Genomic DNA, 24340 nt, shown 5'->3' with positions numbered 1-24340 from the left:
ATTTACTTGCTAAATTCAATTCTTTTTGTAGGTTTGATTAAAAGAATTATTGTAATTGAAATTAGAAAAAAATGAATGAATTTTTTGAAAGTTATCCATATGTGAAATGGATTTTAATAGGCTTCGGTGTTTTGGCGCTTTTGAGTAAATATTTGAATTTTGATCCATTAGATAACTTAATCAATAGATTTACAAAATATAAATTTAAAGAAGATAATTCGCTTGGTTTAGAAGAGTTTAAAGAGCTTAATCGCTTAATGAATGAAGGTAACCGTTTAGGAGTTCAAAAGCGAATAGATTCACTAAAGGGTAGTTATCGAACTTTTGCTTTTCGGTCATTAGCTCAATATGCGAATGAAACAGATGTTAATTCATGGTTAAACTCAGAAACACGATCGGATTTACCAAAAGTAATTAAAGCCTATAAACTTGTATTTGATGCATGGGAAATACGAGGTAGAGATACTGTTGACACCGTCTCAGAAAAAAACCTGGCCAATTTTAAGTATAAACTCGTTGAGGCAAAAGAATTATTAAAGTCTACTAACGAAGATTCTAAATATCGATTGAATATTAATGCACTCCTCTTAAAGATTTATAAAGCATTAAATGTCGAACGTGATTTGATTAAAGACACTTATCAAAATGCAGTTCAAGAAGATGAAAATCATGCAGAATTGAATTTCAGTTATTTTTCGGCTATTTCGCCAAAATGGGGAGGATCAATGGATGAAGTAAATGCATTTTTAGATCAATTACCTCAAAAATCAGAATTTATCAATCACCTCATTACGGCGCAGTACTATTTTGACTACGTCCATATGATGGATGGTAAGGATGATTCTAAAAGAATGAAAGCGTTCATCGAAGAAATGAAAAGTCAACCCATTGATAAGGACGAATTATATAAATACGAGCTATACGTATTGTTGTATTGGCTAGCAAATAATCTGTCTTATAGTGATTTAGAGAATTATTACAAACAACTTGCCTTACCTTATTGGAAAGATTAAAAACTTGTAAAACTGTAAATGTTCAATAAAGCTGCTAGGATTTAAGCAGCAATCCAAAACAAAACCTCTTCTATGTTGAAGGGTTTTTTTGATTATCCAAACCTATTGGGTAATTTATCTTCCGCTGCGAATTTTAGAAACTCTTCGATGCGCTTTGCTTTTGTTGCTGGTCGCTTTGCCGAAATTACCCAGTATAAAACACCCTTTTTTTTACTGTTGGATAATGAGGAGTAGAATTCACGTGCTGATGGTTCAACCTTAAAGGTCGCTTCTAGTTCAGAAGGAAGGATTAATGCTTCTATATTATCCAAAAGTTCCCACATCCCATTTTGTTTTGCTCGTTCAACAGCTGCAATTCCCGCAGGTCTCATTTTTTTTAGCTGCGTTAGTTTTATCACTTTCTCTTTATTAATTTTTGACCAACCACTTTTTGGTTTTCGAGGGGTGAAAACTTGACGGTAAGATCGCTCATCAATTGTTTTTTTTAAACTGTCAATCCAACCAAAACAAATGGCTTCATCCACGGCTTCACTCCAAGTTATGCTGGGTTCTTTTGAACTTTTTTTATAAAATATTACCCAAATGGAATCTTTTTTGGCATGATTTTCAGCTAACCATGCTCGCCATTCTTCCGTACTCGTTGGATAGAAACAATCGTATTCTTCTTTCATTCTAATCGTGTTAACAGAAGTTTTTCATGAATTAGGTTATAGTTATTATCTGCTCTTCCTAATTTCGATGCGGTAATTTCGAGTTCGTGGGATGATTTCCAGTGTACAAATTCTGGGCCCCACGTATAAAATTCACAAATAGCAACCGCATGTAATATGCCATCAATTTTTTCATAAAGTTGAAAGCCATTCGTTGTATAACGCGACTCAATGTCGGCGTTTGCAGCCAAAAAGTAGGGAGAATTAGGAACTGCTGTTATTTTTCCTATCGCGTGTGTTGTGTCTCCATTGATACGGTTTAAAAGAATTACCCAACTATATTCATAAGACAATACGGCAATTTGGGTGAATTTATCTACGGTTCCTCTATATTCATAATGCAAAGATGTATTGGTAAAAGACGCTTCACCATTTGGGGTATAGTTTGTGAAAACACTATTTTTTCCGTTTTCTAGTTGAATGATCAAAGTGTCTCCTTTGCGCTGCGCAATACTATCATTTAAATAATCTTTTTCCTCAATCTTTGGACCAAAGAATGCGGTATTTACCCCTTTAAAATTGGGAGTGTCAGACTGCGGATTGACTTTAAATTTGAGTTTTTTTAAATCAATGACTTGTCTGTCATCTTGTTCTAAGGTTTTAGATTCGTCATTACCTATTTTGATAGGTGAAATTTCTGGAGTTGACTTCCCTTTTTCAGTGCGAGTTATACAGCTTGAAAGTGCTATGACTAATATTGAAATCACCTTAAACATAAGCCAAATATACAGTTAAATTTTTGAGTTTTAAACGATCAAATATTCCGAACAAATTCTAAAAAAATCATTATTTTTAGAGTAAAAATTGAACAATGATTTTAACGACAACAGATAAAATTCCAAATAAGGAGATTGAAGAAATTTTAGGCATTGCAAGAGGCAGTACAGTTCGAGCGCGAAATGTGGGTAGAGACATTTTCGCTGGATTAAAAAATCTAGTAGGAGGGGAGATCGACGAGTATACCAAACTGCAAGCACAATCTCGAGAACAGGCTATGCAGCGTATGGAACAAGATGCGATAAAGTTAGGAGCAGATGCAGTTATAAACATTCGCTTAACCACATCAATGGTAATGCAAGGTGCTTCTGAAATTTTGGCTTATGGCACTGCTGTAAAACTCAAATAATGGATGTTGTAACTAAAATAGTTTTTGGCATTCATGGAATAATTTGGGGTGTAGGATTGATTCTAATTATTTATTTGATTTTTAGGCGAATTCGAATTAAAAAGGAGGAGGATTTCGAAGAGCGTGATAATTAATTGATGTATGTATAAATCATATAAAGTAAAAATTGATTGGTGGTTTGTTATATTGGTGGAGTTAATTTGTATCGCACCAATTCCATTCATCTATTCTTCAAATTCTGATTTTTCAGAAGTAATTCTACCAAGTATAATATTGCTCATTTCGGCAATTGGTGTCGGGTACATCTTTATGGGAACAAAATATTATATCGATAAGAATCAATTTTTCATCAAAGCGGGGTTTTTAATGAAGATAAATATTCCGGTAGAGAAAATTCGTTCAATCGAAAAAACGAATTCAAAACTCTCAGCGCCAGCGCCTTCATTTGATCGATTATTAATCAAGTATAATAAATACGATGAGGTGATTATTTCTCCGAACAATCAAAAAGAATTAGCTGCTGACTTATTGCAAATAAATGCAGAGATACAGGTTAATCTTTAATAATGAAAAGCGCTACTTGTTAACAAATATTGAAAAGTGTTAGCGGCCAAATTTTAATATCCACAGGCAATCCTGTATTTTCGTTTTTCCTAAAATCAACATCAGGTGGCGAAAAAAAAAGCAAGTAAAAAAAGTGGTGAAACGCCATTAATGAAGCAGTATAATCAAATCAAGATGAAATATCCTGATGCGATGTTATTGTTTAGAGTTGGCGACTTTTATGAAACTTTTGGTGAGGATGCTATAAAAGCGTCCAATATTCTTAATATCATTTTAACTAAACGAGGAAAAGATAGTCCGTCAGAAACTGAATTGGCAGGTTTTCCTCATCATTCGCTTGATACTTACTTGCCGAAATTAGTTCGAGCAGGAATTCGAGTGGCGATATGCGATCAATTAGAAGACCCAAAACTAACCAAAAAAATTGTAAAACGAGGAGTTACAGAGCTTGTTACACCTGGAGTTTCATACAATGATAAAGTTTTGAATGGGCATGAAAATAATTTTTTGGCTGCCATTCATTTCGAAGGGAAAAAGGCTGGAGTTTCGTTTTTAGATGTCTCAACAGGTGAGTTTTTGGTCGCTGAAGGTGGATTTGAATACATCGATAAATTGATTCAAAGTTTTGGTCCAAAAGAGATACTTTTTCAAAAAGGCAAGCAAAAGTTATACCTCGAACATTTTAGTGATAAATTTTATACGTACAAACTGGAGGATTGGGTGTTTACTAATGACTTTGCGTTTGAAAATCTAGAGAAGCATTTTGAGGTTAAGTCTTTAAAAGGCTTTGGTGTTGACCAGTTAAATTTAGCTGTAATTGCCGGTAGTGCAGCCTTGCATTACCTCAGTCAAACGCAGCATGATAAAGTTGGACATATTCGTAATATTTCAAGAATAGAAGAGGATCGATATGTTTGGTTGGATCGTTTTACCATTCGGAATTTGGAGCTACTTTATTCGCAAAACGAAGGAGCTGTTACCTTGATTGATATTGTCGATCAGACGATTACTCCACCTGGCAGTAGGATGATGAGACGTTGGATGGTTTTACCTTTAAAAGATTTAACACCAATCCAAGAGCGGCACGAGATTGTTGATTATTTCCTACAACAAGATGATTTTAAAAGTACAATTGAAAACCACCTTAAGGAAGTTGGGGATTTAGAGCGGATTATCTCAAAAGTGGCCACCACACGTATTAATCCTAAAGAAATTATACAGCTAAAAAGAGCATTAGCAGCCATCGAACCGATTAAAAAAGCATGTGAATTAGCTGAGGCAAAAGCACTGCCCATGGTTGCTGATCAACTTAACCCTTGTACTGGTCTTCGACAACGCATTGATCGAGAAATTAATGAAGATCCGGCAATAGCTGTTGGAAAAGGACCTGTAATTGCCGATGGAATCCACCCTGAACTGGATGAACTGAGGGATGTTTTGAATAATGGCAAATCATACCTTGAGCAAATGCGAGAAAGGGAAGTTGAACGAACAGGGATACCAAGTATAAAAATTGCCTTTAATAACGTTTTTGGATATTATATTGAAGTCCGTAATACCCATAAAGATAAAGTGCCTGAAGATTGGATTAGAAAACAAACACTTGTTAATGCAGAGCGCTATATTACAGAAGAATTAAAAGAATATGAAGCAAAGATTTTAGGTGCTGAAGAAAAAATTCATCATCTCGAAAGTCAATTATTATCAGATTTGGTATTATCAATGGCTGATTTCATAACGCCGATTCAACACAATGCTTCTCAACTTGCAAAATTAGACTGTTTACATGCTTTTGCTTCGGTTGCTCGTAAAAACAATTATTGTCGACCGGTGATGAACGATTCTTTGGTTATCGATATTAAAGAGGGGAGACATCCGGTAATAGAGCAGCAATTACCCGTTGGAGAGGAGTATATAAACAATGATGTTTATTTAGATAACGATTCTCAACAAATAATCATGATCACGGGTCCAAACATGTCTGGTAAATCTGCTTTACTAAGACAAACAGCTTTAATTTCGTTAATGGCACAAATGGGAAGCTTTGTTCCTGCAACTTCTGCAAAACTTGGACTGATAGATAAAGTGTTTACCCGAGTTGGAGCATCAGATAATATATCTTCCGGTGAATCAACTTTTATGGTTGAAATGAATGAGACGGCGAGTATATTAAATAATCTATCAGAGCGCAGTTTGATAATACTTGATGAAATAGGTAGAGGAACCAGTACATACGATGGTATTTCTATCGCGTGGTCCATAACTGAATTTTTACACCAAAATGGTCTTGCTAAACCCAAAACATTGTTTGCCACCCATTACCACGAATTAAATGAAATGCATTTACAATTTGAACGGATTAAAAATTATAATGTATCGGTGAAGGAGATGGGGAATAAAATTATTTTTATGCGCAAGTTAGTACCGGGCGGAAGTGCGCATAGTTTCGGAATTCATGTGGCAAAAATGGCTGGCATGCCGAAGCCTGTTTTGCAGCGAGCAGATCAAATTTTGGCACAATTAGAAAAAAATCATGCGGGAGATTTAAAAGATGGAGGAAAAAAAGAAATAAGCCCTGATGAGAATATGCAATTGAGTTTTTTCCAATTGGATGATCCTGTATTAATGCAGATTAAAGAGGAAATTGAAAACATAGATATCAATACTTTGACCCCCGTGGAAGCTTTAATGAAACTCAATGAAATTAAAAAATATGTTGGCGGTTAATCTTCCAAAAAAGCAAAAAAAAACAGAGCTCAAAAGGCTCTGTTTTTCATAACTTTATAAAACAGTGAGTTTAGCGCTTTTCATTGTTTTTCATTGATATTTTTTTAATTGTGGCTAATACCGGTGCAATTGACACATGGCCATCAAAACCATCAAAAGTAGAAGATTTATAGGTGCTGTCCTTGGTTGTCAAAACTAAGGAACCAAATGGGGCAGCATCAGTTTGTCTACGGTTAGTCGGAGATTCTAAATCTGCAATATTTTCTAGTTCAATTGTCTTAGAGGCCGTTTGTAACTCCTCCCATTCTTCCGCTTCAGTTGCTCGGGCTTGATACGTTTCATCTGTTCGTCCTTTATAAGTCGTTATAACAGAGTCTTTGGTGATTGTAATAGTACGAGCGCCCAACATTGTAGACGATTTGTATTGATATTGTACAATTTCAGGTGTTTTACAAGCAAGTAAAGTAATTGCTGCAACTATAGATAAAATATATTTCATGATTTAAATTTACTTCTATTAAATGTAAAGAGAACGAATTCAAAAATTATTCCACAATGACAAGGTAGTTATTCTTTTTACCTTTTCCTAAAAGTATAAATTTGTCATTTATGAGGTCGTCTGAGGTTAAGACATAATCTTCTTTAACCTTTGCCTTATTTACTGCAATTGAATTTTGTTTTAACTCTCTTCTTGCTTCACCATTCGAACTTAAAAATCCCGTTCTTGCAGATAGCGCGTCAATTACTCCAAGTCCGTTTTCTATTTCTTCACGGGTAATGGTCGCTTGAGGTACACCTTCAAATCCATCATAAAAATCTTGTTCGCTCAATTGGCGCAAGTCTTCAACGGTTGCTTTTTTATTAAAAAGGATTTCTGTCGTTCTTAACGCTTTGTCTAAACCTTCTTGTCCGTGGACCATTTTGGTAACTTCTTCGGCAAGTTTTTTCTGGAGAATATTTCTGCCGGGATCAGCATTATGCTCGGCCTCTAAAGCTTCAATTTCTTCTCGACTTAAGAAGGTAAATGTTCTAATGTATTTTGGTACATCAGCATCGCTCGCATTAATCCAGAATTGGTAAAAAGCATATTCAGAAGTTTTATTGGTATCTAACCAAATCGCTCCTCCTGCTGTTTTTCCAAATTTGGTACCATCCGCTTTCGTCATTAAAGGACACGTGAAAGCAAATCCTTCACTGCCAGCAATTCTTCGAATTAATTCTGTTCCGGTGGTGATGTTACCCCATTGGTCACTTCCTCCCATTTGAATTTTAACATTAAAGTTTTTGTGTAAATGTAAGAAGTCGTATCCTTGGATAAGTTGGTAAGAGAATTCTGTAAAAGAAATACCCGTTTGTATTCTTGTTTTAACAGAGTCCTTGGCGCTCATATAGTTTACGGTTAAATGTTTGCCGACATCACGAATGAATTCAATGAATGAAAAATTTTTCATCCAATCGTAATTATTGACTAATGTTGCACCAGTTTTTTCATCATCAAAATCTAAAAATCGACGTAAAACACGTTCAACTCCCGCAACATTTTTAGCCAACGTCGCTTCATCCAACAAATTTCGCTCATCAGATTTTCCAGATGGATCACCAACCATACCTGTAGCACCTCCAACCAAAGCAAAAGGTTTGTGGCCCGCCCTTTGCATGTGTTTAAGCATCATGATTGGAATTAATGACCCAACATGTAAAGAATCGGCTGTAGGATCAAAGCCACAATAACCTGCAACGATTTCCTTGGTTAACAATTCTTCCGTTCCTGGCATGATATCTTGAATCATTCCACGCCATCTTAGCTCTTCTACAAAATTTACAGGCATTTTTTAATAATTTAATTTAGGCTGTAAAGATAAAGGTTTTGTTGATGAACTATAATTATAACTCCGGTTTATTTAATGCAAATGGAGCTTTTAACGAGGGGTGATAATTTGCAGAGATTGAAGAATCAAAAATTAAGGTCGATATAAATCTTTTATATCGACCTTATTATTTAAGTTTTAGTTGAATAAAAAGTTGTAGGAATTTTTATTTTAAATCAAACCTATCAAGGTTCATGATTTTTGTCCAAACTTGGGCAAAATCCGTAATGAATCTTTCATTGGCATTATCATAACCATATACTTCGGCTAGCGCCCGTAATTCACTATTAGATCCAAAAACCAAGTCTGCTCGTGTAGCTGTCCATTTTTTCTTTCCTGTCTTACGGTCAAACCCTTCAAATAATTTTTCATCCTCAGAAGTGGCCTTCCAAGTTGTACCTAAATCAAGCAAATTGATGAAGAAATCGTTTGATAATGTTCCTGGTTTTGAGGTTAACACTCCGTTAGTTGAGCCATCATAATTGATGTTTATCACTTTCAGTCCGCCATTAAGAATTGTTAATTCTGGAGGAGTTAACGTCAATAACTGTGCTCTATCTACAAGCATTTCCTCGGGGGAGGTTTTATGCTTTGGTTCATAGTAGTTTCTAAACCCATCAGCTAAAGGTTCTAGTGCGTCAAATGCTTCTGCATCTGTATCTTCTTCTTTAGCATCTCGTCTTCCAGGAGAAAAACTTAACTTTAACTCATGTCCATTTTTGGCAGCTGCCATTTCCACACCTAGATTACCCCCAAGAACTATTAAATCAGCAATAGATACTTTTTTTGTGCTTTGACTTGAATTAAATTCATGTTGAATTTCAGTTAATTTATCGAGGACCTTTTTCAATTGTTCCGGCCGGTTTACTTGCCACGAATTTTGCGGAGCGAATCTAATTCTTGCCCCATTTGCCCCACCTCTTTTGTCCGAGTTACGATAGGTTGAAGCTGAAGCCCAAGCAGTACCGACAAGTTCTGAAATCGTAAGTCCACTGGTTTTGATTTTATTCCGTAAGGTTTCTAGATCTTGGTCGTTAATATGATCATAATCAGCCGCAGGAATGGGGTCTTGCCAAATTAATTGTTCTTGTGGAACTTCTGGACCAAGATAACGCTCAACCGGTCCCATATCTCGATGTGTTAATTTGTACCATGCCCGTGCAAAAGCATCCGCAAATTCATCAGGGTTTTCGTAGAAATGGCGAGATATTTTTTCATATTCGGGATCAAATCGTAATGAAAGATCAGTGGTTAACATGAAAGGAGCGTGTTTTTTCGAAGGATCATGGGCATCTGGCACCAAACCTTCACCGGCATTATTTTTTGGTTTCCACTGATGAGCGCCTGCCGGGCTTTTGGTGAGTTCCCATTCATATCCAAATAGATTTTCGAAAAAATTATTGCTCCATTGTGTTGGGGTGGTCGTCCAAGCCCCTTCTAATCCACTTCCAATCGTATCTGCGCCTTTGCCTGTTCCGTATTTATTTTTCCAACCCAACCCTTGTTCAGCCATGGGAGAGGCGCTGGGTTCACGTCCAACATATTCATCTGGATTTGCGGCACCGTGCGTTTTACCAAAAGTATGTCCTCCAGCAATTAAGGCAACTGTTTCATAATCGTTCATTGCCATTCTTGCAAATGTTTCCCTAATATCAATAGCGGCTTTAAGCGGGTCTGGATTACCGTTTGGTCCTTCAGGATTTACATAAATTAGTCCCATTTGCACGGCTGCTAGTGGTTTTTCTAATTCCCGTTCGGCAGTATAACGTTGGTCGTCAAGCCATTTTCCTTCGGATCCCCAATAAATATCTTCTTCGGATTCCCAAACATCTTCACGCCCTCCAGCGAATCCAAATGTTTTTAACCCCATTGACTCTAAAGCACAGTTGCCTGCTAATATCATTAAATCAGCCCAAGAAATACGGTGACCGTATTTTTGTTTAATCGGCCATAATAATAGTCTTGCTTTGTCAAGATTAACATTGTCTGGCCAACTGTTTAATGGTTCAAATCGTTGCGTACCAGACCCCGCACCACCTCGACCATCGTTAATTCGATATGTGCCTGCGCTATGCCATGCCATTCGAATAAATAACGGACCATAATGACCATAATCAGCTGGCCACCATTCTTGCGAATCCGTCATTAAATCGAACAAGTCTTGTTTTACCGCGTTAAAGTCTAATTTTTTAAATTCTTCAGCGTAATCAAATCCATTTTCCATTGGATTAGAGCGACTACTGTGCTGTCTTAAAATATTAAGATTTAATCGATTTGGCCACCAATCTTTATTGGTTGTTCCGCCTCCTGCACTTTCGCGTATAGCACCATTGTGAAATGGACATTTACTGATATTGTTTGTGTTATCACTCATAACGAACTGGTTTTAACTGTTATTAGACGGCAAGTTATAGCAATTTTATGGATTAAAAAAATTGATAATTTTTATAATACCATAAGAAAAACCAATAGTAAAAAGAGGTTAATTTAACTCCTTTGTAAAATTAAGGTTCCATTAAATCAGTGATAGGGACTTCTAAAGCTCCGGCCATTCTTCTGATTAAATTTGCTGAAGGATTAATCTCTGCGCGTTCTATGCGCATTATAGTTGTTTTGTGAGCTCCGGTAGCTGTGGCAAGCTGATGAAGTGTTAAATCTCTATCCTTTCTCAACTTGTGTAATTTTTTACCAAGCTTTTGTTTAAATTCTTCGTCTGTCATAGTAGTAGGTTGCGGTTGTTAGCAATATAATAAAAAAGTTGCACCATAGCAACGCATTGATGATAATTAATTCTTACAATTGCTGATGATATAGGATTATTTTATCTTGTACAGAATTGACTAAACATGAAAGAAGGGAATTTTTATTTTAGGCAGGTAGAGCCAATACAAAGTTGCATGCTGGCGATGAGGGATTTAATTTTAGGGTTTTCCGAGACTATTGAAGAAACAGTTAAATATGGCTCCCCCTGTTTTCTATATTTAGGTAAACCATTGGTTTATTTATGGATCGATAAAAAAACGAAAGCACCTTATTTTTTGTTCGTTGAAGGTAGGTATATTAATCACCCAAGGTTAGAGCAAGGCGATAGAAAACGGATGAAAATATATGCTGTTACACCTGAGACAGATATTAATAAAGATGAAGTAGAGGAGATTTTAGGATTAGCAATGGAGGTACAATTAAGTTTGAATAAGAAAAAGAAAAAATAAAAAGAGCTGTTCCTCGTTTGAAACAGCTCTCCCTCGATAAAAGAAAGAATAACCAGATGTTAGAGAATCTGGATTGGATAGATATGACTATTCTTCCCTGACAAAATTATTGGACAATCAATGTGACGCATTCTTAATGTCCAATTTTACAATTCATTTTTTAGAACAATTAATTTAGATTCATTCTAAATAACAAGACAAATGTAGGTTTATCCAAGGGGATAGACAATACCATAAAAAAGGTAAATATTATTCGTAGAGTTGCATTAAGAACTTCTATAGTCTTAGGGAATAGTGGAGGTGCTTTCCCTTTAATGCAACGGTTAGCGAAATTTGGTTTGGGCGGGCAACAAGGTAGAGGTAATCAATACATAAGTTGGATTCATGAATTGGATTTTTGCAGGGCGGTTGAATATTGTTGTTTAAACACTTCAATTGTCGGACCAATAAATATAACTAGCCCCAAACCTATCCAAAACAAGGTGTTTATGAAAGAGCTTTGTGAAAAGTTGAGGGTTAAAATCAGCTTTAATCAACCAACATGGCTGTTGGAATTAGGAGCGCTTATAGTACGAACAGAAACAGAATTATTGTTAAAAAGTAGGTACGTTTTTCCAGAACGATTAATTGAAAAGGAATTTCATTTTAAATATCCAACGTTGCCATTAGCCTTATCAGCACTATTATTCAAAAAAACGGTCTAATGTTGTATAATTGACTTTGTCACCGGACCAAAAATTTTCAACTTCACCTTCACCGTTAATTAAAAAAGTGGCAGGAAAAACGCCTCCAGTGCAGGCCAAAAATAAATCTTCAGAAATTGAGTAAGAATTAAACGCTTGCCCATTGTTGTTTGCTAAAAATTCTTCTCTGGCTTCTTTAGTACTTGGAAAGAAAGCGCTTACTTTTAGGTTTTGACCTGCTTCGATATTTAAACCAAGTTTAAAACTTAGCGCTTTGCAATAAGGGCAGTTTGAAGTAAAAAAACAGACGATTTGTGATTCCTCTGTTACGTTAAACGCGCCATTGGTTTCTTGACTTAACGAAGGAATAGGCAATGCTGGTATATTTTGGTGCTGTACGTAACCATAATCACCTTCATAAATAGGTTTGATAAAAGATATTCCAAAGCCAGGTAGCAAGGAAATTAAAAGTGTGTAGATGAAATTAATTTTCCGTGTTTTTTTACCAATACTAAAAAGTAAATGCAGTGAAAAGGCAAAAAATATGATAACAAGTAAACGAAGATAAATTGTACTAAAAACCCAGCCAGCATTGAGTTTAGTAATAAAAAACACGAGAAGATCGTTAAAATACAATGGTATTAATATGGAAACGGTCAGGAAAATGAGGGCTAGTAATATTCGTTTTAACATGTTTAGTTGTGTTTAAAGCAAAAAAAAGGCCTTCCTGAGAAGGCCCTATAATTCTAATTGAATATGGCTTACTTTAACTCGCAAGTCCCACCAGCTAAAATCCATACATTTCCAGCTGAATCACATGCGTCGTCAGCATCACCTTTCTTAACATCTTTTAATTCATAAGTGTAAGTTGCTCCATCAGCAGTACACTCACAAGTGTAATCTTTTTTACATGATGTCATTAATGCTGTTCCTGCGATAAATGCAGCGGCGAAAAATACCTTTTTCATAATTTACTTTTTTCGTTTGTTAATAATTATACAGGGCAAATATAACAAACAGGATTAATTATCAAACTAAATTGAAGAAAAATATAGGTTAATTCTTCGTTGTGTAAAGTTCTGTATGACAAAGTCTCACATGAAATAGGGAGACTTAAGAAGCACTTTGTTGTTTTTTTAATTGAGTACCACTTTTTTTGTTAAAAATAGGTCGTGTGTTTCAGCAGTGACAAAATAGATGCCAGGAACGGCAGTTATGCTCACTTTAATATTATTCGCATTATTAACAGGTATGGTTTGAATTATTCTACCTGAAATATCTTTGATTTGAAGAGTTTTAATGTCTTCATTAGGAATATTAACCGAAAAATTACCGTTGTTTGGGTTAGGAAAGATTTCGAAATCAAGGTTTTTATTTTGAGCAATTTCTAAATATCCAAATTCATAATTTTGAATAAAAATATCACCTCCAACAACAGCTGTATGCTCATCAACTTCTTCAGAAGGATCAAAATCAGCAGTTTCAGTATAGTTTCCAGAAATTACAACGCGATTATTTCCTTGGTTGGTAATACACAATCCATAGTCGTAACTATTGCCACCAATAGTTTGCACCCAATTAAAATTAAATTCATCGTCCATGCTTAATAGAAAAACATCATCTTCACCAGCTGCCGTTTTATTTGCTGTACCTGCACCAAGATTAAAATCAAGATTTTCATCAAAGGAGCCGACATAAAAGAACTCATTTTCATCATTCCGGCAAAAGCCACCCATATTAATCCCGCCAGCGATACTGCCTAAAGCGAGTGCTTTTTCGAAATTACCGTCATTGTCGAGTTTGAGGAAATAAAGATTGTACTCTTCTCCAACAGCCGTTAAGTTAAATGTGCCAGCACCTGGATTGAAGTCGCCAGTTCCGTAAAAATAACCTGCGGTGTAAATAAAATTATCCTCGTCGCATAGCACACCATGATTACCAATAAAATTATACGGATCTCCAAAAGCTTTAGCCCAAAGAATTTCGCCATCGCTGGAGTATTTGTTTACAAACCCTCCAGTGTAACCAGGGGTTTCTAGAATTAATTCATCTTCGCTTGGGTCAACATCCATATCTTCCTTAAATCTTCCTGATAATATAACGTTAGATGCATCATCTATGGTCAACCCATCATTCATGTCTAATCCTTCACTGCCAAAAGATTTTGCCCAAAATATATCACCATCAAGATTCATTTTACCAAAAAAGATATCTGATGAACCTACAGAAGACAAAATAATTTCAGCATCTCCATCATCAAAATCTACAGTACTCTCAAAGTTTCCAGAAACGAATAAATCATCATCTTCACTGATTACTAAATTCAAAAATTGATCATTAACACTTCCACCAAATGTTTTCACCCATTGAAAATTACCGTTTCCATCTAATTTGAGAAGAAAAGCATCTGTATAGGCCTCTGAAGTTCGAATTACTTCTTCATCTCCCGGATCAAAATCCATACTTTCTCTAAATCCACCACCGATATAAATATTAGCAGATGCATCAGTGACAATACAAAGTGGGTAGTCAGAGCCGCTTCCCCCAATTGTTTTCGCCCAAATTAACTCTCCTTCTGCATTTAATTTTTGAATGAAAACATCTCTATTGCCATTTGAATAGTGCATTTCTTCTTCTTCTCCAGTACTAAAATCAATCGAATCTGTGAAATATCCGGTAACGAGTACATTTTCAAAAACATCAGTTGTCATTGCAAACGGTCCATCTGATTCACCATAGCCTTTTAACGTATTTGTCCATGTAGGAATTTGAACTTGGCCAATTAAATTCATACCAACTGTTAAAGCAGCAACTAAAGTAAATAGTTTCATATTCAATTGTTTATTGCAAAACTAGTTGAATTTTACGATTCTCCGAATTAAGACTTGTGTTTATTCATTATAAAATGCCGGCTATTCATTAGTTTTGTGTTATGGTGAATAGAAAAAAACTCAAGCTAGATGAACTGAATAGAATTTCAGTTTCTGATTTTAAAAAAGCAGATAAAACGCCTATTATCGTGGTATTGGACAATATTCGCAGTTTCAATAATGTGGGGTCAGTTTTTCGAACATCTGATGCTTTTAGGATTGAGAAAATATATCTCTGTGGGATAACCCCTCAGCCGCCACATCGAGAAATACAAAAAACAGCCCTTGGAGCTACAGATTCAGTAGATTGGGAATATGTGGAGGATACTACAGAACTTGTTTTTCAATTAAACGAGTCGGGATACGAAACTTATGCTGTTGAACAAGCAGAAAATCGCATTTATCTCAATGAGTTTTTACCGAGTTCACAAAAAAAAACTGCGATTATTTTAGGGAATGAGGTCGAAGGTGTTCAACAAGAAGTAATACAAGCCTGTACTGGAGTTATTGAGGTGCCACAAATAGGAACCAAACACTCTTTAAACATTTCTGTTTGTACAGGCGTAGTACTGTGGGATATTTATGCTAAGCTATTAAAACAGCGCACTTAAATCTGTATCTACAAGGTTTGGAACAGTGACTTCAAGGTTTGGAGTACGTTCCATTTCTCTTTTAATGGCGAAAATTGCTCCTTCATTACGGGCCCAACTTCTTCTTGCGATACCGTTATTTACATCCCAATGTAGCATCATTTTCAAACGTCGATCAGCATCTTCGCTTCCATCTAATAACATCCCAAAACCACCATTTATTACTTCTCCCCATCCAACTCCACCGCCGTTGTGAATCGAAATCCAGGTTGCTCCTCTAAAACCGTCGCCAATAACATTATGAATTGCCATATCTGCAGTGAATTTAGAACCGTCATAAATGTTTGAAGTCTCACGATAAGGAGAGTCCGTTCCAGACACATCATGATGATCACGACCAAGAACGACAGGGCCAATTTTACCTGCTTTAATGGCATCGTTAAATGCAGTTGCAATTTTCGTTCTGCCCTCTGCATCTGCATATAAAATACGAGCTTGCGATCCAACAACCAGTTTATTTTCTTGTGCTCCTTTTATCCATTTAATATTATCGGCCATTTGTTGCTGAATTTCTTCCGGAGAATTTAGACGAATTTCTTCTAAGACATCACATGCAATTTGATCAGTTATTGCAAGGTCTTCTTCTTTTTCAGAAACACAAACCCATCTGAAAGGTCCAAAACCATAATCAAAACACATCGGTCCCATAATATCTTGAACATAAGAAGGGTATTTAAAGTCAACTCCATTTTCAGCCATAATATCAGCCCCTGCACGTGAGGCTTCTAGTAAAAAGGCATTTCCGTAATCAAAAAAGTAAGTTCCTTTTTCGGTGTGTTTATTTACCGCTTTTGCATGTCTGCGCAACGTTTCTTGTATTTTTTCTTTAAACAATTCTGGTTGATCAGCCATCATTTTATTTGCCTCATCAAAGCTCAAACCTATTGGATAATAACCACCAGCCCATGGGTTGTGCAACGAGGTTTGATCGGAACCTAGATCAATATATATACCTTCCTCATCAAATTTTTCCCAAACGTCTACTATATTCCCTTGATAAGCAATTGAAACAACCTCTTTTTCTTGTTTAGCCTTTTTTACACGAATACATAATTCATCGATATCAGAAATTACTTCATCAACCCAACCTTGTGAGTGGCGCGTATTTGTCGCTTTTGGATTTATTTCAGCAGTGACAGAGATTACCCCCGCAATATTGCCTGCTTTTGGTTGGGCTCCACTCATTCCACCCAAACCAGCGGTGACAAATAGTTTTCCTGCTGTGCTACCATCGCCGGGTAGTTTTCTGCAAGCATTTAATACTGTAATGGTAGTGCCATGAACTATACCTTGAGGACCAATATACATATACGATCCAGCAGTCATTTGGCCGTATTGACTGACTCCTAAAGCATTCATCTTCTCCCAGTCGTCTGGTCTTGAGTAGTTAGGAATCACCATACCATTGGTGACAACTACTCTTGGCGCATCTTTGTGTGATGGGAATAGGCCCATTGGATGGCCTGAATACATGACTAATGTTTGTTCGTCTGTCATACGAGCAAGATAGGCCATACAAAGCCTGTACTGTGCCCAATTTTGAAAAACAGCTCCATTTCCACCATACGTAATTAATTCATGCGGGTGTTGTGCAACAGCGTAATCCAAATTGTTCTGAATCATCGCCATGATTGATTTTGCTTGAAGTGAATTTCCAGGATATTCATCAATAGGTCTAGCATACATTTTGTAATCTGGACGGTATCGATACATGTAGATGCGACCATATGTATTTAATTCTGAAGCGAATTCGGGTGCCAATTCGGCATGTTGACTTTTAGGGAAATAGCGTAATGCATTTTCTAAGGCTAACACTTTTTCCTCTGCACTTAAAATTTCTTTTCGTTTTGGTGCATGGTTTATGTTAGAATCATAGGGTTTGGTCGCTGGAATTTCAGCTGGAATACCGTTGATAATGTCTTGCTTAATTTCTTCTATTGTCATACCGTAATTGATTTACCACAAATTTAAACATTCTTTAAAATCTAGATGACTTAATCGAATTATTAGCTGAATTACATGAAATCATGGACGAATGAAAACGGTTAATAAAATCCAATAAAAATGTTTAAAAAATAACACATATTTAAGTTTTCCGTTAATAAACTCAAATGTGCCGTTTATGAGTTTGTGGTAACCTTTTCTGTTTTATTCGCATTAATTTGCAGTAACAACTAATTAATTTATAATAATATGAAACACGTAAACTTTTTGAAAGTGTTCGTTGCTTTAGCAATTATGTCCTTTGGGCAACAAGTAACGGCACAATGTTCTTTTACTGGTCTTGACTCTAATTATTGTGCGGATGCAGCTGCATCTCCTTTAGTAGGTTCACCTTTAGGAGGCGAATTTTCTGGCACAGGAATAGCCGGCGATTTTTTTGATCCGGGAACGGCAGGACCAGGAATGCACGATATCACTTATACTTATACAGGAGAAAAAGATGCTTATTACTTAAGATCAGTGGTTGGAGAACCATGGGGAAGTTCGAGTAATACAGATGCGATGAACAGTGTGTTTGGAATGGGAGAGTGGTCAACTGGTTTTTTTGAATCTGTAGATGTTGCAGCAGTTTTTTCTGAGCAAACAGGATTTGTATATATTGATGGAAGTGACGCTGGTGCATTGGAGTTAGCTACATTTTTAACGGATAACATCACTGCAATTGAAAACTGGGTGAGTGACGGCGGAAAGTTATTTTTAAACGCTGCACCAAATGAAGGTGGAGCAATTGACTTTGGATTTGGTGGAACGACACTAAATTATTCAGATGCTTCAGCTAGTGTTGATGTAGTGAATACAAAACATCCTGCATTTTTGGGTCCAAATACCCCTACGAGTTCAGTAATGACAGGTGGAAGCTATGCCCATGCTACTGTAACAGGAACAGGTTATCAAAATATTTTAACACGTTCGGGTGATGCAACTAAAGTTGTATTATGTGAAAAAGCTTGGGGATTCGGTCGTGTAATGATGGGAGGTATGACAACTAGTAACTTTCATAGTCCTGCAATTGAAGCCACTAATTGGAGAATCAACCTTATCCATTATTTAGGGAATCATAAAAATAAATTTTACTTAAGAGAAACGGCTGAAGAACCATGGGGATCAGTAAAAAATGTTGAGGCACTAGATACTGCATTTGGTGTTGGAATGTGGAATTTAGATTATTTTGAAACTGCAGATGCGGCAGGAATATTCTCGAGTAACACGGCTTTTGTTTTCATAGATGGAAGTGATGGAGGTGCTCTAGAACTAAATACATTTTTAACCGATAACCGTGAAACTATTGAAAGCTGGGTTAATGCAGGAGGAAGTTTAATTTTAAATGCAGCACCTAACGAAGGTTCAGATATGGATTTTGGTTTTGACGGATCTACATTGGTTTATGCAGATGCTTCGAGTAGTGTTGACGTGGTTGATGTGGCACACCCCGCTTTTGTAGGACCAAGTACACCAACTGCCGCTACTATGACTGGGAGTAGCTATAGTCATGCGCATATTACTGGTACAGGTTTCTCAAATATTTTGGTGAATTCGAGTGATGCAACAAACATTGTGTTATGCGAGAAAGCTTTTGGAAATGGTCATATCATGATGGGCGGAATGACAACAACGAATTATCATACTCCAACATTGGAGGCAACAAATTTTCGTTCAAATTTATTCGTTTATTTTAATGATTTATATGATGGATATTTATGCACTACAACAGCAACAACTACTGTGTTAGAACCATTAGAAATTGCAGCGACAATCACCCATGCTGTTTCAGGAAGTGATGGAGAAATTGATATTACTGTTTCTGGAGGTTTAGCACCTTATGTTTATGATTGGGATATTGATGGAACAGGGGATTATGATGATGCTGAAGATTTGACAGGTCTAGGGTTAGGCGTTTATTCTGTTCAGGTTGAAGATGATTGGGGATGCACAACTGCTGCTTCTATCGAAGTAAAATCGACTATTGGCGTGAAGGATGAAGAGGGAATCGTTTTATCTATTTATCCGAATCCTACAGCTAATACTACATTGATTGAAACAGTTGGGAAGTTTGAATATGTACTCCAAGATTTAAATGGAAAAACGATTCAAACAGGAAATGCTGTTGGGCAAGAGCTTTTAGATGTATCGAATCTTGAAAATGGTGTATATTTTATTACAGTTTATACAGCAACATCGAGTCAAACGGTTAAACTAATCAAAAAGTAAATCAAACCAAAACCTTTGATTTTAACCTCTCTTTCAGTTGAAAGGGAGGTTTTTTTATACAAAAAAAGCAGCCGTATTGGGCTGCTTTAAGTTCATTGATAAATTAGGTTTAATCTCTATTACCGAGTAGCACAAAAATCCAATAGATTAATGTTGCTATTGCAGAAAGCGCAGCAACGACATAAGTCATAGCAGCCCACTTTAAAGCATCTTTTGCGCCGTCATACTCATCACGCGTAACAATTCCATTCGCTTCAATCCAATTTAAGGCTCGTTTACTGGCGTCAAATTCAACTGGCAAAGTTACAACTGCAAACAAAGTAATTGCGGCTTGTGCGGCTATAATGATATAAATCATAAAAGGTGCTACTCCACCGAGAATACCACCGGCAAAAGCCATTGCCATTACAACGAGGTTTAAGATCATACCGCTGGCATTTTGAATCGGCACAAGCTTAGAGCGCATTTCTAACGGTTTATAGGCTTGAGCATGTTGTAAAGCGTGTCCACATTCGTGGGCAGCAACAGCGGCAGCCGCTGCATTCGCTTGATTATACACCGCTTCACTCAGGTTTACTGTCTTGTGCATAGGATTATAATGATCGGTCAATTGACCATTAACGGCAATCACCTTTACGTCCGTAATTCCATTGTCACGCAACATTTTTTCTGCAACTTCTCTTCCTGTCATTCCATTCATCAAACGAACTTTAGAGTATTTTGCAAATTTGCTTTTAAGGGTACTGCCAACTAACCAGCTGATTAGCATGAATACACCACCAATAATCATTGGACCCCAGTAATAGGTCACCATTCCATCTCCCATTTTTATTTGGTTTTAAATATTTAATTAACGATCTCCAACAAACCTTAAGATTGAAAGAAACAAGTTCACAAAGAGGATGTAAAGTGTTAATCCTCCCATTAATTCATGTTTTTTTCGTAAATCTCCTTTTAATTCTGGATTGGAAGCAATCGCCTTCATGCGCTGCATTTCATAGGCAGTTAAGCCAGTAAATACTACTAGTCCTAACAAAGAAATCACTAAGTCAACCATATCGCTTCCCATGAAAACATTTACAATTGAAGCGATTATGATTCCGAAAAATACCATATACAATAAACTCCCCATTTTACTTAAATCCGTTTTTGTAAAATAACCTAATAAGGCCATCGATCCAAAAGCGCCGGCTGTTACCATAAAAGTCAAGAAAATTGATGAAGCGGTAAAAACCAAAAAGATTGAAGCTAAACTTAAACCAATAAGAACAGAATAAAGTATATACAATCCCATAATTCCACTGTAGGACATTTTATTGATTTGTGCTTGAATAAGAAAAACAAGTACTAATGGGGAAAACATAATTACATATCCCATCATTGAAATACCTCCTCCTACTTTATACATCATCGGAAGATACCAATCTGAAGTAGATGCCCCGTAGGCCGCCAAACCAGAAATAGCTAGTGCTAAAAACATGTACTTGTAAACATTCGCGAAGAATGATCGAGACATTTCGAGTACATTCGATTCGCTGTCTACGACTTCATAATTATCATATTGCATTTTTGAAAAAATTTTGTTTATCAAATTTAATAAAATATTAGTTCTAATTTTGTTAAAAAAATAGAATCAATAACCCTACCAATATTGGTTTTATGACAATTTGACTTAAAGCGTAAAAAAATGATAGTAGTTACAGGTGCAGCAGGGTTTATTTCGTCATGTTTGGTGAGTGAACTGAATAAAAATGGTCGAAATGACATTGTTGTTGTTGATGACTTTTCGAAAGAAGAGAAAAAAGAAAATCTTGCCAATAAATCAATTGTTGCAAAAGTGCAGCGAATGGAGTTTTTTAATTGGGCGAAAGATTTTGCCAAAGAAATCGAGTTTGTGTTTCATCTCGGTGCCAGAACGGATACAACAGAGTTCGATCAAGCAATTTTTGATGAGTTAAATTTGAATTACTCCAAAGCGATGTGGAATTTTTGTTCGGACCACTCAATTCCTATGGTGTACGCAAGTAGTGGAGCAACATTTGGATTGGGAGAGCTCGGTTATTCTGATCGTCATGAAATCGTTAATGATTTAAAGCCTCTAAATCCTTATGGGGAATCTAAAAATGATTTTGATAAATGGGCATTGGTGCAAGAAAAGAAACCTCCATTTTGGGCTGGACTGAAGTTTTTTAATGTTTACGGACCCAATGAATATCACAAAGGGCGCATGGCTTCAGTGATTATGCATGCGTTCAACCAAATATCGGCAACAGAAAAAATGAAACTATTTGCTTCTCACAATGAAAACTACAAAGATGGAGAGCAATTGAGGGATTTTGTGTATGTCAAGGATGTTGTAAGTGTTTGTCTCTTTTTAATGACAAATAAACCGAAGAGCGGCTTATATAATCTTGGAACTGGTACGGCAAGAACTTTTTATGATTTAGCCAAAGCGACCTTTAAGGCCATGGGCGTAGCAGAAGACATCTCCTTTATTCCTACTCCGGAGGATATTCGCGATAAATATCAGTATTTTACAGAAGCTGAAATGGACAAGTTAATTGCAGCAGGATATAATAAACCTTTTTATTCGTTAGAGGAAGGCGTAGAGGACTATGTGCAAAATTATTTGAAGGATAAAAAATATTATTAAATTTAGGTTATGGAAGTAACCCAGGACATCCAACAACGCATTTTTGAACAAATAAAATTACAGCTGCCAAAAGATGAAAAAATTGCGGCTGTTTTAATGAATCGACTGCATTTAAGTCAGGACGCTGTATATCGCAGGTTAAGAGGCGATGTGCCTTTAACAATTTATGAAACAAAAGCGCTATGCGAAGCTTTTAATATTTCTTTTGATGGAGTAGGTGCGTATCGCAAAGGGGCGGTTAGTTTTGATTACTTGCCAATTGATCGAATTGGATTAAATTTTGAGTCTTGGTTAACGAGCTTGAGGGACGGTTTACGGAGCGTAAAATCGTTTGAAAACGCACACATGACAATTAGTATTAATGATACACCAATTTTTCAAATATTTAACTTGCCGCACTTAACACGGTTTAAATTCTTTTTCTGGGCAAAAACGTATTTAAAAATTCCAGCCTACGAGCATGAACTTTTTAAGCGAGAAAAAATTGATAAACGTGTTTTGGGAATAGGTATCGAAGCGCATAACCTTTATAATTCTATTCCTTCGGTTGAAGTATATTCGCCTGAAACATTGCGCGGTACACTTCGACAAATTCAATATTATTTTGAAGCAAGGTTATTTGAAGATCAACGTTATGCTTTGGAGGTCATAGATAACCTTGTCGCGTTGATTCATCACCTCAAAAAACAGGCTGAAATAGGGCGGAAATTTGCTCGTGGGAATGAGCCGCCAAATGCCGGGAACGAAGTTGAGATGTATTTTAATGAGACGTTTATTTCGGATAATACTTATTTGGTGAAGTCTGATTCGGGTTCGTCAGTGTTTCTAACGCATAATATCATGAATGTTTTAAACACAACTGATCCTTACTATATTCAAGAAACTCAATTTGTACTCGAGAAATTAATCAATAACTCCAGTTTAATTTCTAAAGTGAATGCCAAAGATAGAAATCGTTTTTTTGCGGATTTAGAGCGAAATGTTTTAAATTTTAGAAAGAAGGTTGAAGCAGAAATTGAATCAGAATTAGGCTAGACCCAAACTTTACTGCCCTCAGAACAGTTTTTGCAGATTTCGATGGCTTGACGATCTTTAAAAATTTGATTCCTGAAATCATCATAAATTGAAGATTTCCAGGTTTCTTTAAAAGGAATTTTAGAGATATTTCCAAGTTGGTGCTTAGCATCTTTATCAAAACAACAAGGAACAATTGCACCATCCCAAGTAAATACGCAAGAACTCCACATCCGCCAACATTGGTTTTTAAACTTGTTTTTTAATTCATAACCACCGTTTTTCGTTTTTCGATAACGAGCATATTTTTCATTTGTAGGAATTAAGTCGTTACCAGTTTCAAAATCATAAACTTGCACTGATTTTAATCGCACTTCATCAACTCCTAACTCTTTGGCCATTTCATACAGTTTTTTGATTTCATGTTCATTGTATCGAACAACCAAAAACTGAAAGACTAATACTGGGTTTTTACGGTTAAGTTTTTTCTTTGCGGCAACAAGATTTTTTGTTCCTGTAAGCACTTTGTCTAATTTACCATTTATTCGATATTTTTCATAGGTTTCTTGAATTGTACCGTCAATCGAGATAATTATTTCTGATAAGCCAGACTCGACAACTTTTTCAGCAATACCTGGAGAAATAAAATGGGCGTTTGTTGAGGTCACCACATATATGTTTCGTGCTCTTGCAGCTTTAACAAATTCGAGGAAGTGTTTATTGACAAATGGCTCGCCTTGAAAATAATAATTGATGTGTTGCAAGTTTTTACCACATGCCTCCAAAATTTCCTCGTTCATGCTTGGACTTAGGTTTCCAGTGGGACGGGTAAATTGACGCAAACCACTAGGACACTGTGGACAACGCAAATTACAGGTTGTCGTTGGCTCAATGGATATTGCCATAGGTGTTCCCCAATGAATAGGTTTACGAAGGAGAATTGAAATGTGAAATGATAGCTTTAAGAGTAAGATATTCCAAACTCTATGTCCATTGGTTGTAGCTAATATCGCCTTCGTTCTTGCCTTCATTTATCTG

Annotated in this window: 24 protein-coding genes; 11 read left to right on the top strand and 13 right to left on the bottom strand. The window is 36.2% G+C overall.

The window, feature by feature from the left end:
• Positions 1-71: 71 nt before the first annotated feature.
• The gene (locus A8143_RS09415) at positions 72-1013 is read left to right on the top strand and encodes a hypothetical protein (RefSeq protein WP_070137943.1); all 942 of its coding nucleotides are present in this window, start codon (positions 72-74) and stop codon (positions 1011-1013) included.
• Positions 1014-1105: 92 nt separating this feature from the next.
• Here the strand turns inward: A8143_RS09415 and A8143_RS09410 are convergent, their stop codons facing one another.
• Together A8143_RS09410 and A8143_RS09405 are read right to left on the bottom strand one after the other, a co-directional pair.
• Entirely contained in the window at positions 1106-1684 is a 579-nt protein-coding gene (locus A8143_RS09410; protein ID WP_070137942.1) for a YdeI/OmpD-associated family protein, read from the bottom strand.
• On the bottom strand, positions 1681-2439 hold the full coding sequence (locus A8143_RS09405) for a hypothetical protein (protein ID WP_070137941.1): 759 nt from the start codon (positions 2437-2439) through the stop codon (positions 1681-1683). The genes A8143_RS09410 and A8143_RS09405 overlap by 4 nt, the downstream gene beginning before the upstream one ends.
• Positions 2440-2534: 95 nt before the next feature.
• On the opposite strand from A8143_RS09405, the gene A8143_RS09400 reads away from it, so the two are divergent.
• The 4 genes from A8143_RS09400 to mutS all read left to right on the top strand — a co-directional run bounded on the left by A8143_RS09400 (position 2535) and on the right by mutS (position 6140).
• Positions 2535-2849: a YbjQ family protein gene (locus A8143_RS09400; protein WP_070137940.1), complete on the top strand. Its 315-nt coding sequence runs from the start codon at positions 2535-2537 to the stop codon at positions 2847-2849.
• Entirely contained in the window at positions 2849-2983 is a 135-nt protein-coding gene (locus A8143_RS17300) for a hypothetical protein (protein WP_262485621.1), read from the top strand. The genes A8143_RS09400 and A8143_RS17300 overlap by 1 nt, the downstream gene beginning before the upstream one ends.
• 7 nt (positions 2984-2990) lie before the next feature.
• Positions 2991-3413, top strand: a complete 423-nt coding sequence (locus A8143_RS09395; protein ID WP_070137939.1) for a PH domain-containing protein — start codon at positions 2991-2993, stop codon at positions 3411-3413.
• A 150-nt stretch (positions 3414-3563) separates the two neighbouring features.
• Positions 3564-6140, top strand: a complete 2577-nt coding sequence (gene mutS / locus A8143_RS09390) for a DNA mismatch repair protein MutS (protein ID WP_070138038.1) — start codon at positions 3564-3566, stop codon at positions 6138-6140.
• Positions 6141-6210: 70 nt separating this feature from the next.
• Here mutS and A8143_RS09385 read toward each other — a convergent pair whose 3' ends face one another.
• The 4 genes from A8143_RS09385 to A8143_RS09370 form a co-directional block, all read right to left on the bottom strand.
• Complete coding sequence (locus A8143_RS09385; protein WP_070137938.1) at positions 6211-6639, bottom strand: hypothetical protein; 429 nt, start codon at positions 6637-6639, stop codon at positions 6211-6213.
• A 46-nt stretch (positions 6640-6685) separates the two neighbouring features.
• Positions 6686-7969, bottom strand: coding sequence for a tyrosine--tRNA ligase (gene tyrS / locus A8143_RS09380; RefSeq protein WP_070137937.1), 1284 nt, complete (start codon positions 7967-7969; stop codon positions 6686-6688).
• A 205-nt stretch (positions 7970-8174) separates the two neighbouring features.
• Positions 8175-10382: a catalase/peroxidase HPI gene (gene katG, locus A8143_RS09375; protein WP_070137936.1), complete on the bottom strand. Its 2208-nt coding sequence runs from the start codon at positions 10380-10382 to the stop codon at positions 8175-8177.
• Between the two features lie 130 nt (positions 10383-10512).
• Positions 10513-10728, bottom strand: a complete 216-nt coding sequence (locus tag A8143_RS09370; RefSeq protein ID WP_070137935.1) for a helix-turn-helix domain-containing protein — start codon at positions 10726-10728, stop codon at positions 10513-10515.
• Positions 10729-10854: 126 nt separating this feature from the next.
• Between A8143_RS09370 and A8143_RS09365 the strand changes: the two genes are divergently transcribed.
• Both A8143_RS09365 and A8143_RS17050 read left to right on the top strand, forming a co-directional pair.
• Complete coding sequence (locus A8143_RS09365; protein ID WP_070137934.1) at positions 10855-11220, top strand: DUF1801 domain-containing protein; 366 nt, start codon at positions 10855-10857, stop codon at positions 11218-11220.
• 488 nt (positions 11221-11708) lie between these two features.
• Positions 11709-11924 (top strand): DUF1731 domain-containing protein, encoded by a 216-nt coding sequence (locus A8143_RS17050; RefSeq protein ID WP_175437525.1) that lies wholly within the window; start codon positions 11709-11711, stop codon positions 11922-11924.
• Here A8143_RS17050 and A8143_RS09355 read toward each other — a convergent pair.
• The 3 genes from A8143_RS09355 to A8143_RS09345 form a co-directional block, all read right to left on the bottom strand.
• Entirely contained in the window at positions 11904-12596 is a 693-nt protein-coding gene (locus A8143_RS09355) for a hypothetical protein (protein WP_070137932.1), read from the bottom strand. The two genes, A8143_RS17050 and A8143_RS09355, sit on opposite strands and share 21 nt — an antisense overlap.
• 68 nt (positions 12597-12664) lie before the next feature.
• Positions 12665-12871: a hypothetical protein gene (locus tag A8143_RS09350; RefSeq protein ID WP_070137931.1), complete on the bottom strand. Its 207-nt coding sequence runs from the start codon at positions 12869-12871 to the stop codon at positions 12665-12667.
• 168 nt (positions 12872-13039) lie between these two features.
• Complete coding sequence (locus A8143_RS09345; protein ID WP_070137930.1) at positions 13040-14734, bottom strand: T9SS type A sorting domain-containing protein; 1695 nt, start codon at positions 14732-14734, stop codon at positions 13040-13042.
• Between the two features lie 101 nt (positions 14735-14835).
• Between A8143_RS09345 and A8143_RS09340 the strand changes: the two genes are divergently transcribed.
• A complete protein-coding gene (locus A8143_RS09340) occupies positions 14836-15384 on the top strand; it encodes an RNA methyltransferase (RefSeq protein WP_070137929.1) in 549 nt (182 codons plus the stop codon).
• On the opposite strand, the gene A8143_RS09335 is transcribed toward A8143_RS09340, so the two are convergent.
• Positions 15367-17367, bottom strand: coding sequence for a urocanate hydratase (locus A8143_RS09335; RefSeq protein ID WP_070137928.1), 2001 nt, complete (start codon positions 17365-17367; stop codon positions 15367-15369). The genes A8143_RS09340 and A8143_RS09335 overlap by 18 nt on opposite strands.
• Before the next feature lie 249 nt (positions 17368-17616).
• Here A8143_RS09335 and A8143_RS09330 point away from each other — a divergent pair, with 249 nt between their 5' ends.
• Positions 17617-19635, top strand: coding sequence for a T9SS type A sorting domain-containing protein (locus tag A8143_RS09330; protein ID WP_070137927.1), 2019 nt, complete (start codon positions 17617-17619; stop codon positions 19633-19635).
• 109 nt (positions 19636-19744) lie between these two features.
• Here A8143_RS09330 and A8143_RS09325 read toward each other — a convergent pair whose 3' ends face one another.
• Both A8143_RS09325 and A8143_RS09320 read right to left on the bottom strand, forming a co-directional pair.
• Positions 19745-20461 (bottom strand): zinc metallopeptidase, encoded by a 717-nt coding sequence (locus A8143_RS09325; protein WP_394332108.1) that lies wholly within the window; start codon positions 20459-20461, stop codon positions 19745-19747.
• Between the two features lie 24 nt (positions 20462-20485).
• Positions 20486-21202 carry a Bax inhibitor-1/YccA family protein gene (locus A8143_RS09320; protein ID WP_070137926.1) on the bottom strand — a complete coding sequence of 239 codons (717 nt, stop codon included), beginning with the start codon at positions 21200-21202 and terminating at the stop codon, positions 20486-20488.
• A 120-nt stretch (positions 21203-21322) separates the two neighbouring features.
• On the opposite strand from A8143_RS09320, the gene rfaD reads away from it, so the two are divergent.
• Together rfaD and A8143_RS09310 are read left to right on the top strand one after the other, a co-directional pair.
• Positions 21323-22288: an ADP-glyceromanno-heptose 6-epimerase gene (gene rfaD, locus A8143_RS09315; protein WP_070137925.1), complete on the top strand. Its 966-nt coding sequence runs from the start codon at positions 21323-21325 to the stop codon at positions 22286-22288.
• Positions 22289-22297: 9 nt separating this feature from the next.
• Positions 22298-23323, top strand: coding sequence for a hypothetical protein (locus tag A8143_RS09310; RefSeq protein ID WP_070137924.1), 1026 nt, complete (start codon positions 22298-22300; stop codon positions 23321-23323).
• Here A8143_RS09310 and A8143_RS09305 read toward each other — a convergent pair.
• Entirely contained in the window at positions 23320-24333 is a 1014-nt protein-coding gene (locus A8143_RS09305) for a radical SAM/SPASM domain-containing protein (protein WP_070137923.1), read from the bottom strand. The two genes, A8143_RS09310 and A8143_RS09305, sit on opposite strands and share 4 nt — an antisense overlap.
• Positions 24334-24340: the final 7 nt, after the last annotated feature.

This window comes from Crocinitomix algicola, assembly GCF_001661595.2.
Taxonomy (GTDB): Bacteria; Bacteroidota; Bacteroidia; order Flavobacteriales_D; family Crocinitomicaceae; genus Crocinitomix; species Crocinitomix algicola.
Note: the sequence above shows the minus strand (reverse complement) of the source record. Positions and strands in the feature narration are given on the sequence as shown.

What these genes read in the sequence shown, in the direction of transcription:
- A8143_RS09415 (WP_070137943.1), top strand. Translation starts at nt 72, where the DNA reads ATGAATGAATTTTTTGAAAGTTATCCATATGTGAAATGGATTTTAATA.
- A8143_RS09410 (WP_070137942.1), bottom strand. Translation starts at nt 1,684, where the DNA reads ATGAAAGAAGAATACGATTGTTTCTATCCAACGAGTACGGAAGAATGG.
- A8143_RS09405 (WP_070137941.1), bottom strand. Translation starts at nt 2,439, where the DNA reads ATGTTTAAGGTGATTTCAATATTAGTCATAGCACTTTCAAGCTGTATA.
- A8143_RS09400 (WP_070137940.1), top strand. Translation starts at nt 2,535, where the DNA reads ATGATTTTAACGACAACAGATAAAATTCCAAATAAGGAGATTGAAGAA.
- A8143_RS17300 (WP_262485621.1), top strand. Translation starts at nt 2,849, where the DNA reads ATGGATGTTGTAACTAAAATAGTTTTTGGCATTCATGGAATAATTTGG.
- A8143_RS09395 (WP_070137939.1), top strand. Translation starts at nt 2,991, where the DNA reads ATGTATAAATCATATAAAGTAAAAATTGATTGGTGGTTTGTTATATTG.
- mutS (WP_070138038.1), top strand. Translation starts at nt 3,564, where the DNA reads ATGAAGCAGTATAATCAAATCAAGATGAAATATCCTGATGCGATGTTA.
- A8143_RS09385 (WP_070137938.1), bottom strand. Translation starts at nt 6,639, where the DNA reads ATGAAATATATTTTATCTATAGTTGCAGCAATTACTTTACTTGCTTGT.
- tyrS (WP_070137937.1), bottom strand. Translation starts at nt 7,969, where the DNA reads ATGCCTGTAAATTTTGTAGAAGAGCTAAGATGGCGTGGAATGATTCAA.
- katG (WP_070137936.1), bottom strand. Translation starts at nt 10,382, where the DNA reads ATGAGTGATAACACAAACAATATCAGTAAATGTCCATTTCACAATGGT.
- A8143_RS09370 (WP_070137935.1), bottom strand. Translation starts at nt 10,728, where the DNA reads ATGACAGACGAAGAATTTAAACAAAAGCTTGGTAAAAAATTACACAAG.
- A8143_RS09365 (WP_070137934.1), top strand. Translation starts at nt 10,855, where the DNA reads ATGAAAGAAGGGAATTTTTATTTTAGGCAGGTAGAGCCAATACAAAGT.
- A8143_RS17050 (WP_175437525.1), top strand. Translation starts at nt 11,709, where the DNA reads ATGAAAGAGCTTTGTGAAAAGTTGAGGGTTAAAATCAGCTTTAATCAA.
- A8143_RS09355 (WP_070137932.1), bottom strand. Translation starts at nt 12,596, where the DNA reads ATGTTAAAACGAATATTACTAGCCCTCATTTTCCTGACCGTTTCCATA.
- A8143_RS09350 (WP_070137931.1), bottom strand. Translation starts at nt 12,871, where the DNA reads ATGAAAAAGGTATTTTTCGCCGCTGCATTTATCGCAGGAACAGCATTA.
- A8143_RS09345 (WP_070137930.1), bottom strand. Translation starts at nt 14,734, where the DNA reads ATGAAACTATTTACTTTAGTTGCTGCTTTAACAGTTGGTATGAATTTA.
- A8143_RS09340 (WP_070137929.1), top strand. Translation starts at nt 14,836, where the DNA reads ATGGTGAATAGAAAAAAACTCAAGCTAGATGAACTGAATAGAATTTCA.
- A8143_RS09335 (WP_070137928.1), bottom strand. Translation starts at nt 17,367, where the DNA reads ATGACAATAGAAGAAATTAAGCAAGACATTATCAACGGTATTCCAGCT.
- A8143_RS09330 (WP_070137927.1), top strand. Translation starts at nt 17,617, where the DNA reads ATGAAACACGTAAACTTTTTGAAAGTGTTCGTTGCTTTAGCAATTATG.
- A8143_RS09325 (WP_394332108.1), bottom strand. Translation starts at nt 20,461, where the DNA reads ATGGGAGATGGAATGGTGACCTATTACTGGGGTCCAATGATTATTGGT.
- A8143_RS09320 (WP_070137926.1), bottom strand. Translation starts at nt 21,202, where the DNA reads ATGCAATATGATAATTATGAAGTCGTAGACAGCGAATCGAATGTACTC.
- rfaD (WP_070137925.1), top strand. Translation starts at nt 21,323, where the DNA reads ATGATAGTAGTTACAGGTGCAGCAGGGTTTATTTCGTCATGTTTGGTG.
- A8143_RS09310 (WP_070137924.1), top strand. Translation starts at nt 22,298, where the DNA reads ATGGAAGTAACCCAGGACATCCAACAACGCATTTTTGAACAAATAAAA.
- A8143_RS09305 (WP_070137923.1), bottom strand. Translation starts at nt 24,333, where the DNA reads ATGAAGGCAAGAACGAAGGCGATATTAGCTACAACCAATGGACATAGA.